The organism is Mycolicibacterium vinylchloridicum, from assembly GCF_013404075.1.
Lineage (GTDB): Bacteria > Actinomycetota > Actinomycetes > Mycobacteriales > Mycobacteriaceae > Mycobacterium > Mycobacterium vinylchloridicum.
In genome coordinates this window covers 1-10960 of sequence record NZ_JACBJQ010000099.1, presented here as the reverse complement: position 1 = coordinate 10960, position 10960 = coordinate 1, and the positions used below count along the sequence as shown (strand labels likewise).

Annotated in this window: 8 protein-coding genes and 2 pseudogenes; 6 read left to right on the top strand and 4 right to left on the bottom strand. The window is 62.7% G+C overall.

The genetic code is table 11. The annotated features are described in order from the left end of the window. Positions 1-122: 122 nt before the first annotated feature. Positions 123-1140, bottom strand: a pseudogene (locus tag HPC46_RS35385) (IS30 family transposase); the annotation flags it as partial. Between the two features lie 48 nt (positions 1141-1188). On the opposite strand from HPC46_RS35385, the pseudogene HPC46_RS32870 reads away from it, so the two are divergent. Next, positions 1189-1477, top strand: a pseudogene (locus HPC46_RS32870) (integrase core domain-containing protein); the annotation flags it as partial. A 262-nt stretch (positions 1478-1739) separates the two neighbouring features. Here the strand turns inward: HPC46_RS32870 and HPC46_RS32865 are convergent. Continuing rightward, the gene (locus HPC46_RS32865) at positions 1740-3305 is read right to left on the bottom strand and encodes an FAD-dependent oxidoreductase (protein ID WP_005148450.1); all 1566 of its coding nucleotides are present in this window, start codon (positions 3303-3305) and stop codon (positions 1740-1742) included. 580 nt (positions 3306-3885) lie between these two features. Here HPC46_RS32865 and HPC46_RS32860 point away from each other — a divergent pair. The 5 genes from HPC46_RS32860 to HPC46_RS32840 all read left to right on the top strand — a co-directional run bounded on the left by HPC46_RS32860 (position 3886) and on the right by HPC46_RS32840 (position 8533). Further along, entirely contained in the window at positions 3886-4203 is a 318-nt protein-coding gene (locus HPC46_RS32860) for a transposase (protein WP_005148449.1), read from the top strand. After that, positions 4200-4952: an IS3 family transposase gene (locus tag HPC46_RS32855; protein WP_005148447.1), complete on the top strand. Its 753-nt coding sequence runs from the start codon at positions 4200-4202 to the stop codon at positions 4950-4952. The genes HPC46_RS32860 and HPC46_RS32855 overlap by 4 nt, the downstream gene beginning before the upstream one ends. Positions 4953-5170: 218 nt before the next feature. Then, the gene (locus tag HPC46_RS32850; protein ID WP_005148444.1) at positions 5171-5914 is read left to right on the top strand and encodes an SDR family NAD(P)-dependent oxidoreductase; all 744 of its coding nucleotides are present in this window, start codon (positions 5171-5173) and stop codon (positions 5912-5914) included. Positions 5915-6932: 1018 nt separating this feature from the next. Beyond that, entirely contained in the window at positions 6933-7412 is a 480-nt protein-coding gene (locus HPC46_RS32845) for a hypothetical protein (protein ID WP_036424913.1), read from the top strand. Between the two features lie 68 nt (positions 7413-7480). After that, entirely contained in the window at positions 7481-8533 is a 1053-nt protein-coding gene (locus HPC46_RS32840) for a C40 family peptidase (RefSeq protein WP_216087404.1), read from the top strand. 263 nt (positions 8534-8796) lie between these two features. On the opposite strand, the gene HPC46_RS32835 is transcribed toward HPC46_RS32840, so the two are convergent. Further along, positions 8797-9519, bottom strand: a complete 723-nt coding sequence (locus tag HPC46_RS32835) for a hypothetical protein (RefSeq protein ID WP_005148440.1) — start codon at positions 9517-9519, stop codon at positions 8797-8799. Between the two features lie 14 nt (positions 9520-9533). After that, positions 9534-10601: an IS110 family RNA-guided transposase gene (locus tag HPC46_RS32830; RefSeq protein WP_179476212.1), complete on the bottom strand. Its 1068-nt coding sequence runs from the start codon at positions 10599-10601 to the stop codon at positions 9534-9536. Positions 10602-10960: the final 359 nt, after the last annotated feature.

Here is a 10960-nt window from a genome sequence, read left to right as displayed (position 1 = left end):
CAGCAAATCCCGAGCCGATCAGAGCTCACCGACCGAACAGGAGGCCACCCCCGCGGCACTGACCGCCTGAACCATCACATCGAAGAATCACACGACGACGTCGTACACCACGCCCCTGGACTTGACCCGTAGCCCGCCAAGGCTGGGCCGTTCTTGATTGTGTGCTTGTGCCGGTAACCTTGTTCGCGGGGCAGGTGGATGAGCGGGGTGAACCGTGTTGTGCGTTCGACAACTGTTCCGATGGCAGAGCGCTCCAGCCCGATCAAGAGATCGCCTTCCCAGTGCCCAGGAACCGCACGGTCAGCGACTTCTGCGGGGTGTTCGCTGATCAGCGTCTCGGGTGTGACGTGCGCCCAGGCCATGCGGAGGGAACGTTCTCGTGGCGCGCGCAGCGCCCGCCCGGTGCGAAGACACCAGACCAGCTCACACTTGAGCGCGCCGCGGGCTTCGATGTAGAGCGACTGATAGATCGCCTCGTGGCTGATACGCATGGACTTATCATCGGGGAAATCGAGCTTGATCCGGTTGGCGATCTGCTCCGGGCTCCATGCTTGCACCCATGCTCGGTCCTTGCGGTGCGGTTTGTTGTTGCCGGTCCACCGCGGCGGCCCGGCCACGATCGAACCATCGGGTCTACTGATCTGCCCTGAGAGCCGTTCGTGGACATAGGGCATGCAGCCTCGGATTGGTGACCAGCTTGGCCATCTTCGGACGCTTGGCCGTCAGCTCGGCCTTCCACTGCGCAACCGACGCGCGGTATTCGGATGTGTATCCGCGAGTGGCGGCATTGCGGCGCAACTCGCGGGAGACTGTGGAGGGATCGCGACCAATCTCCCGAGCGATCTGACGCACCCCGGCACCTTGGGCCCTCAGCAGCGCGATCTCCTCGCGCTCACGGAAAGACAGGTAGCGTCCCGACAGTGGCGTGAGATCGAACGGTGGCATCCCGCCAGCGTTGTGGAACCACCGCTGCCCAACTGGCTGCGACGCGCCGACCGCGATCGCGGCCGCCGCCGGCAACGAGCCTTTGGCGATCTCGATCCAGAACAGTCGCTCGGTCTCACGCTGATGCGGTGGCGCCCCCGGCGACCTCATTGCACGACGAATAGCGCGATCTGCTGCTTGCTGACGGCGAACCATCGGACACACCTAACTATCAGGGTGTTGCTTCGACCGGTTGAACCTGGTCAATTTCGGTCACGGAAGTTTCGTCCAGGTACTGTCGCACAACGGGTTACACGGATCGATGGGCCGCGTCGGTGCGTGCGGGGACAACGCCGCCATGGAGTCGTTCTTCGCCCTTCTGCAACGCAACGTGCTCGACCGGCGACGCTGGTCCACCCGGGCCGAACTGCGCCTGGCGATCGTGTCGTGGATCGAGCGGACCTACCACCGACGCCGCCGCCAACGCGCCCTCGGCAGACTCACCCCGATAGAGTTCGAACTGCTCCACACCCCGGTCGCACCCGCGGCCTGAAATTCACACCCCGCGAGTCAACTGAACTCGGGGCAGTCCCCCCACGTCCGATCCGGGGCTGAGATGGATGACTAACAGGCATAACCGGCGGATGCGGATAGACCTCTTTTAGTTCGCGATTGAGGCCGTCGTCGGTTTGGCGCGGCACGGCGATTGCACTGCATTTGCTATTGTACTCGCCGATTGTGCAGCTCGACAGCGGTGTGGTTCGCGGGGACTGGGTGAACGTGCGGCACGCTGGCCAGTCGACAACTTCTATCCGTCAGAGGTCTTGTAGGTCAGGGTTGCCGGCCCGCAGCCGGGAAAGCTGGATGAAGTGCTCGGGATTGAGGAACAGTTCATTCATCTCTCCCATCTCGTCGATCGTGATGCCCTTCTTGATCAGGTAGTCCAGGTACTGGAACGCGTCTTTCGCCCCGAAGCCGCAATGGTGAGCGCCCAGTAGTCGACGACTCTTGTTGTCGTAGATGCATTTCTGGAATCCCGTGAGTTCTGGGCGGGTGAATGCGTAGAGCATGCTGCCCTCCGACAGCGGCAATGACAACTCCTCGTGGCGTATTCCCTGAGGCGGCATTTGGATGACAGAGATATCACCGTATTCGTTCCGTGCCTCTTCCTCGGTCAATCCAACCCAGGTCACCTCGTACGTCGTGTGCAGGAAGTCGGGAAACTGGCTGAAGTCGAATTCGAAAGGCTCGCCCGAGATGTTGCGTGCAGCGGTCATACCGCATTTCCGTGCCTTGAACATCTCCATCGGCGAACCGATGATGTCGCCGATCGCATACACGCCGTGTACGGAAGTCTGCATCCGCGAATTGACTTTGACGAAGCCTTTCTCGTCGATCTCGATGCCTAGTGCGTCCACGAGGGGCTTGGTGTTGGGTCGTTCGCCGGTCCCGACAAAGACGAAGTCGGTCTCGATGACCTCCTCGGTACCGTCGGCATAGCGGACCCGCACAGCTACGGCTCGGTCGTCACCAAGAACCTCGAGCGGTTCGCATCCTTCGACGATGTCGATGCCGCGGAGCCGCATATTGTCGACAACATAGATCCGCAGGTCCTCGTCCACGTGGTGCAGACTTCGTGTCCGCATCAGCGGGCTCCGAGTGAGGATCGTGGTGTGACAGCCGGTCGCCTGGAAGAACGATCCATATTCCATGGCGACTTTGGATCCGCCAATGATCACGCACCTGGTCGGTTCGTAGTCCAAGCCTGGGTCGATGAGGGACTCGAAGTCGTACACGCCTGCCTTGTCCAGCCCCCCGATTTCGGGCGGGAAGTAGGTCCGCGCCCCGGTGGCGAGTACGAGATTTTGTGTGCTGAATCGTTCGCCGTTGACCTCGACGGTGTGTTTGTCGATAACGATTGCTTCGGTATTGACAATGTATTCCATATCGAGCTGCTCTTTGCTCTGCCAGTTCATGAAGGCGTGCGCGTTGTTACGGCCCCTCTTGAACAGCGCGATCATGTCGACGATTGAGGCGCGTTCTTCCTCGAACTTGGGGAACCACAACGTGTCCGAGTTCCATCGCATGTAGTCGATCTCACGTGCAGCCTCGGAGAAGAGATGATGTGGGACGCAGGCCTGATGTGGGCAGGAACCGCCAAGAAATGGCCACTTGTCGATCACCAGTTGCCGGAGGCCACGAGCCTTGGCGTAAGCAGAGCCGAACCGACCGCCCGCACCTCCGCCAACGAATATCACGTCGAAGTTGTTGCCGCGCTCGCGATGCACATTTTCAAGCGGCTCGGATACCGTCCCCGTTTCGGCGGCGTGGATTAACTTCTCCCATTGGCCCATAGTGAGGGCTGTTTCGGTCAGGTCCATCAGAGCCCATCCTTTTGGTACGTCCGGCGCTGGAGATCAATGCATGCTCGCTTCAATCGTTGTCGGGAAATGTCGTCCTGAAACTGTCCCGGGCGGACGAAGAATCGCCCATGCTTAGTCCGTCCTGGCGCAATCACTTGGTCCAAGGCGAACGAAGGTTATTCATCGGTGGGCACAGCGGGAGGCGTTGTGGGGCCTAGGGGTTCGCATCTCAGCGACGCGAGTTGCCCGTGGTGCTTGTAGGCGTGTTTCCAGTCAGGGACTCGAACGATTCGGTGTGCCCGTTGCGGGTCAGCTCGTGGGGGGGTAGACGGCGCCTAAGCTGACGTGACCAGCGGATCAGTCAACCATTGCGCTGCAGTCTGATTCAGGTCTTTGGCGCATCGCAGCATCGCAGGAGCGGCGTCTCGTGCTGCGGCCAGATGGTCCAGTTCCTCGCTACGGTGCTCGCCCGGTGACACGCGCTCGATCATCCGCCGTCGCTGTCCCTCCGCTTGCGCTGGTTGAGGTCTGAGCCTCCCCAGTTTCAGTGGACACCCCGAGATAGCGGGGCACGGGGTTCCGCTGGGAGGATGTGGGTATGTCCAGGACTCGTCGGCCGTTTACGGCGGAGTTCAAGGTGGAGGCCGCTCGGCGGGTGATCGATGGTGGTCGGCCGGTTGCCGAGGTCGGCCGGGAGCTGAATCTGCATGAGAACCTGTTGCGGAAATGGGTCGCTGCAGAACGCATCCGGGACGGGGCTGCCGCCGGCGCACGCATAGTGCCGCCCGATGGGGACCTGTCGGCGGGTGAGCGGGCTGAATTGGCCCGGCTGCGCGCGGAGGTCGCCGACAAAGATCGTGATATCGCGTTCCTGAAAAATGTATCGGCGTACTTTGCGGCACAGCAACACAGGTGAGTCGTTTCGAGCTCATCGCTGCGGAGTGCGCCGACCACGATGTATCGAATCTTGCACAGCTGCTCGGTGTTTCACGGTCGGGTTTCTATGCGTGGGCAGCCCGGCAACGCCGCAGCGAGCTGTCTGCGCGTCAGCAGCAGCGCCGAGACCTGGAGGTGAAGATCCTCGCGCACTGGCAGGCATCCAAACGCACGTACGGGTCGCCGCGGATTACCGCCGATCTGCACGCCGCGGGCGTCACGGTCTCGGAGAACACTGTCGCGGCGATCGTGGCGGAAATGGGCATCGAGGGCATCAGTCCCCGCACGTTCAAGGTCAAGACCACGGTGGTGGACCCGACGGCGTCGTTCCCGCCGGATCGGGTCGGCCGCGACTTCGACCGGGGCCGCGCCGACGCTGTTTGGACATCGGATATCACCTATTTGACCTGCGGCGAAGGGCACGCCTACCTGTGCGCGATCCGTGACGAGCACTCGCGGCGGGTGCTGGGCTGGTCGCTGGCCGATCACATGCGCACCGAGCTGGTCGAGGCAGCTGTTGATGCCGCGGTGTTCACTCGCGGCGGCGGGGTAGCCGGCACGATCCTGCATGCGGACAGAGGCAGTCAAGCTCGCTCGGGATGCGTGCATCAAACCCGGGCAATTCACTCACCCATCGACTTCCCGAGATCGCCTCACGAGCACGTCAGCAATCAAGCTAACCGTGTCCACTTTTTCTGGGGAACCTCAGTCCGCAGTGGGCTCGGATAAGGCGGCGTGGACGACCTTGGTCAACCTGGTAGCGATCGGAACAGGGTTACGCTCAATCTGTCGGTTCCAGTCGAAAATTGAGCAGGTAGTTCCGGAAGAAACTGCGCAGGATTCGACCGGAGCCGACACAATCGGTGCCGACGAACTCAGATGTTTCTGAGCGTTTACATGCGGGCGCTTCGGGAGCGGACGTCCGCTATTGGGAATGGAGTGTGTGGATGTCGGAACGTCGCGTCGCCTTAGTGACGGGTGGGTTGTCTGGAATCGGTGCAGCTATTACCTCACGACTCGTCGAAGACGGGATGCTCGTTGCGGCTTTCGATCTCGGTGATCCGCCGGCTTCGCTTGCCGCCGAATCAATGCCGACTTTATTGTCGGTACAAGGCGACGTCACCGATCACGCCAGCGTCGAGGAGGCGGTGAGCTTGGTGCACCAGCGATTCGGAAGCATCGACGTACTGGTTAACAACGCGGGAATAAGTGGGTCCGCGGATGCTGGTGCGTGTCACTTGACGACTGTCGCTGAATGGGAAAGAGTCCTCGCCACTAACGCTCGAGGGCCGTTCCTGTGTACGAGAGCTGTTCTACCGCAAATGATGAAGCAGGGAACCGGTCACATAATCACCATCGCCTCGGTAGCTGGCATGGTCGCCTTCCCGGGGCGTTGCGCGTACACGACATCGAAGGGCGCGGTGATTCAGTTCACCCGATCAGTGGCCCTCGATTATGCGCAATACGGCATTCGCGCCAATGCAATCTGCCCAGGAATGGTTGAAACCCCGATGACGCACTGGCGACTCAATCAGCCCCAGTTGAGATCTGCTATCGAGTCCGATATTCCCATGGGGCGCGTCGCGCAACCCGGTGAGATCGCCGATGCCGCGTCGCTCCTCGCAGGCGACAGACTTGGCTACATGACCGGACAGACGTTGGTTGTCGATGGAGGATGGACGGTGCATTGATATATGACGCCGCCGCCTGCCAATTACCGTCGCAAGGAAACGACGGGAAGACCAATCGGCCTTCGTGGCGGTCGACGCGTGTGGCCCGCAATAGGTGTACGCCGGGCCCACCAGGGCAAATCTTGACCAGCTGGGGTCATTTGTTCACCGGCCGTGACGGCGGGGACGCGGCCGAGGTCTCAGTCTTTGATGCGGTAACTGTCTCCCTCGACAGAGAAGGGGTTCGCCAGTAGTAGCGGTCACTCTTATGGAACCCAGGCGCATTTTACGCAGCAGATTTCGAGTCCCGGGAGGACTGCGCAATCGCACGACGTGACCTGTCACTGAGAATCGACCTTGGTGCGAACGTCGCCGGAGATCCGCAAAACGCCATACCTCATGGATAATGTAGATTATCTATGAATCGTTCCGAAACAAGCTGCCGCAGTGCATTATTCGCGCGCAATCGTCACACGACGTATCGACCGCACCGCATGTGCGCAGCACTTTGTCGTCAATTGGCGTCTCCACCGTCTCGGGAGACTGGTGCGCACCTTTAATTCGGTGATCCGGCGGCGGCGAAGGTGGTCTTGCTGACAGTCGTTGCGGCGCGCCTCCTGCTGCACGTGGGATAGTCACCGTCGCGATCGCAGATGACGGACGTCTTATCGGATACCGAACCAACGGAGCGACGCACCCAGACCTTCTTCTCTGGCCAACGCGGTGACGTACCAAGAACTTGTGGGTGCTCGTGACGTCGGCGGACGGTCGCCTGGAATGCGTTTCTCTACAGGAAACGATCAAGATCTGGACAACCGTGTGGTTCTAGGATCCGCCACGAAAAATGGAATTCGGCGTCCGCCATCCCGAGCGGAATTTTGGAAAGGCTCAGGTAGAGGCGACGGCATCCGCCATCTGGAAGTGGAACCTACACGCCGCCGCCGGCCGCCGCGGCGGCCGGCGGCGCGAGCGAGCAATTAGGCTGACTAGGCGACCCTCGTAGCCGCCCGGTTAAATGCGCAGGCTTATCCTTGCGGGTATGGATTTCGCCGCGCAAAGCTACGTCGCGCAGGTGGACCGCATTCTTGCCGCGGCCGTGTCGCTGTTCCCTGCGCAGAGTGACAGCGGCGAGCTGCAGCGCAGCGCGGCGCCATCGGGTGGGGACCTTCCCGAGGGGGACAGCGGCCTGGCGTCGGCAGCCGGCGAGGCTGCAGCTCGCTATCGCAGCAATGACGCCCGCGCGGTGGCGTTGAGTGACGCTCTGCATGGCTCGGTAGCCGAAGCTGTCCGGCACGCCCAGGAGGCGAACGAGTCGGCCAAGGCGATCTCGCACACCGCCGCGACCGGGGCGCGCGCGGTGCTGGCCGAGGGGCCCGACCCGCACAACCTGGTCCTGCTGGTGTCGCAGATGGACGATCGGCTGGCGGCGATGCAGGAGCACATCGAGCAGACCCGACAGCGGTTGCAGGCCTCGGCGCAGAAGATCACCGCGCACGGGGCGGACATGTCCCAGGCCTGATACAGCGGTTCTGAATCCTGTTTTTTGGGGCGTGGTTGTGGCCGGTGGTGTCGGTTTAGTTTGAGCGGGTGGGCGGCTCGGGTGTAGGCGCGTATATCGCGCAGGTTGACCGGGTGTTGGCCGCTGCCCAAGGCGTTTTCCCCGCCGCTGGCGGTCCGGGGTCGGTCCAGAGCCAGGGCCCTGGTGTGCCGGCCGCCCCGCCGGATTCGGCCTTAAGTACCGGGGCGGGCAACGCCGGTGACGGATACAAACGCACCTGGGGCACCGTGACCGGGCTCGACGCCCAAACCAACGGCACCTCGGCTGCCGGGGCCGCCGAAGGCCAGAACGGTCGCACCGGGGCCACCGGTGTGCGCCAGAGCGCGGCCAGCGCCGCGGCCGCGATCGCGCCGGCTACCGGCTCACCGGCCGGGGTGAAGACCCTGGTGACCAGCATGGATGACCGGCTGGCCGCGATGCAGCGTCAACTCGACTCCACCAAGGCACAAAATCAGCTGCTGGCCACCCGAATGCGCCAGATGGCGTTGGCCTACCGCCAGGCCGGCCAGGCGTCCCAGGCGGGCATGTTCCGCGGGATGGGTGGCGCCATGGGGGGCGGTGGCGGAATGCCCTCGATGGGCATGGGCGGCGGTAGCGGCGGCGGATTCCCCGGCATGGGTATGTTCTCCAGACTGCCCGGCATGCTCAACGGCCAAAACTCACGCAACGCCACCGATCAGCTCACTTCTGACCTCTTTGGCCGGGACGGCAACGGCAGTGACCGCGCCAACCGGGCGGTCGCCTTCGCGAAGTCCAAACTGGGTGCGCCGTATGTGTGGGGCGCGACGGGACCTAATGCGTTTGACTGCTCGGGGCTGACTCAGTGGGCCTACGGCAAGGCCGGAGTGAGCCTCCCGCGCACCACGTATGACCTGGTACATACGGGCACGCCCGTGAGCCGCGCGAACATTCGTGCGGGCGATTTGATCTTGTGCAACTGGCAAAATGGGCGGCCCGAGCACGTCGTGATGGCAGTGTCGCCCGACCTGGTCGTGGAGGCTCCTAACCGCCATGAGCGAGTCAAGCTGTCGAGCCTGCCGTCCGGCCACCTGGAGATTCGCCGCGTTGTAGGTTCCCAGTAGGTTTGTCCAAATCCCAAAAGTTTGTCCACTGTGTGTCCAATTTGCGAGCAATTGGACAGCGAAGTGGGACGCCGGCGGCAGTCGCGCAGTGACAAGATGAGTTCTGATGTGATCCGTAGGTGACGCAATTGGTCGTTAGCGACTCACTGATCACGGATTGCACTGGCGGCAACCTGACATAGGTGGCCGTTATCGGCTGCTTGACGCAGGCAGGCGCCCACCAAACCCGGAGGCGGAAGAGCTTACCGCGCACGTACTCCGGATCAGTTGTACGGGTACAGGTTCCGCCATCCCGTATTACGGGTCCATAGTAGAACGCGTTTAGAAAACTGGGGGGCCAGCCACAAGGCGTCGATGTGCTCGGGAACAGGAGGCGCCTCGGGTGGTAGGGCATCGTTGTTGAACATGAGACCGAGCGAGACGCTGTCGTTCAGGCCGGTGTAGTGCACTGGGGCGAACAAGTGGCGTTCATCAGCTTCAGCCCGCTGGAGCTTCTCGAAATGCGGAACGATGTGCGATTGCCGCGCGAATGACTCGTTGAGCGCGTCGGTTAGGCCAGCCAGGTTGGTGTCGACCGCGCCGCCGCCCCCTTTCGGCACCACCATCACATAGGGGTCGGCCGCTCCCGGATGCCCTGTCATCGAGCAGGACGACTCCTGTACGAGCCAGCGGACATCCTCGTCAGCGTCTGGGCCCCAAGCGATTTGAGTTGGATGTTGAACGTCTGCGGATTCGCAGGCCACAATGACCTGTATGTACGCCGTCCGCAACCGAGGTAGGTCTAGCGGTGAGCCGACGTTGATCGTCCACCACCACTTTCCAGGTGTCGGCCATATATGCCCGTCGCGGGCCAGCAGAGCCTCGGTGTGTCTCGCCGGCTGATGCACGAGCTCGGTGACCTCGAACGCCGCGGTCCGGCCGTCCACAAAATACAGCCGTGCGTCGGGCACGCCCTGGAGTCCATCTTTGTCCCACGGTTCGGCCACGAGTTTCTCCTATGTCAAGCTGCTGCCGGTTGGCAAGCTGTTTGGTGGTTTTGGTGGTCGGTGTGGAGGTGGCCAAAGACGACGCGGGTCAGGCGGCGTTTGAGGCAGCGCAGGGCCTCGCGGTTGGAATCACCTTGAGCGAGCCTGTGTCGGTAATAGGTCTGGCCCAGGCCGTCGAGACGGATTTGAGTGACGGCGATCCGGTGCAGGGCGGCGTTGAGTTGGCGGTTACCCGAGCGGGTCATCCGGACGCGTCCTGCGGTGTTGCCCGACCAGACCGGGATCGGTGCCACCCCGGCGTGGCGGGCGAAGGCGGCCTCGCTTTTGAACCGGGTCACCCCAGCGGCCTCCCCGACGAGCTTGGCGGCGGTCAGCTCTCCGCAGCCGGGCATGGCCAGCAGCGTGGGCGCCAGCGCACGGACCCGCTCACCGATGCGCTTAGCCACGGCGTTGATGGCCTCGGTGAGCCGGACGATGTCGGCGAGCTCGTCGCGGGCCAGCTCGGCGACCAACCCTGGCTGGGTGGCCAACCACTGGCCCAAGATGCCTTGGTGTTTGGCCAGATCCATCGATCGGGCCTTGGGGGCGTGAGCGGGGTCCAATTCGTGCACTCGCCACAACAGCCGGTTGATCGTCGCGGTGCGTTGGGCGACAAGGACTTCCCGGCGATCCACCAGAAGCTTGAGCTCTCGGGACCCCTCGTCATGGGAGGCCACCGGCAGGTCAGGTTCGCGCAGAAACGCTCGAGCCACCGCCAGAGCATCGATCGGATCGGACTTGCCCCGGGTACGTGCTGAGGCACGAGTCTGGGCCATCAATTTCGGCGGGACCCGCACTACCTTCTGTCCGGCCGTGAGCAGATCACGCTCCAGCCGCGCCGATAGGTGCCGGCAGTCCTCGATGGCCCACACCACCTCGCTGCCGAACCGTTCCCGGGCCCACATCACCGCCTCAGCATGACCGTGACTGGTGGCCGTCACGGTCTTCTCGGCCAGCTTGCGGCCGACCTCGTCGACGGCGACGAAGGTATGGGTGCGCTTGTGTACATCGGCTCCAACAACAACCATGGTGGTTGCCTCCATTCACTGTGAGGTGACGGTTGGGCCGGTCGGCGGACACATCTCAGTGGGGGCGGGGCCACGCTCCTATCAAGTCACGCCGGCCGGTCCTTCACACCTGATGCCGACAAAACTCATGCATGCCAACCCCAGGGCGGCACCGAGGCTACGAGCCAGACACCAGGTGATCAGGATCCAACCACCGCACCAAGCGGCAACACCACCCTGACACTGACACCGAGGCTACGTTCGGCGAGGTCAAGTCCAGGGGCGTGGTGTACGACGTCGTCGTGTGATTCTTCGATGTGATGGTTCAGGCGGTCAGTGCCGCGGGGGTGGCCTCCTGTTCGGTCGGTGAGCTCTGATCGGCTCGGGATTTGCTG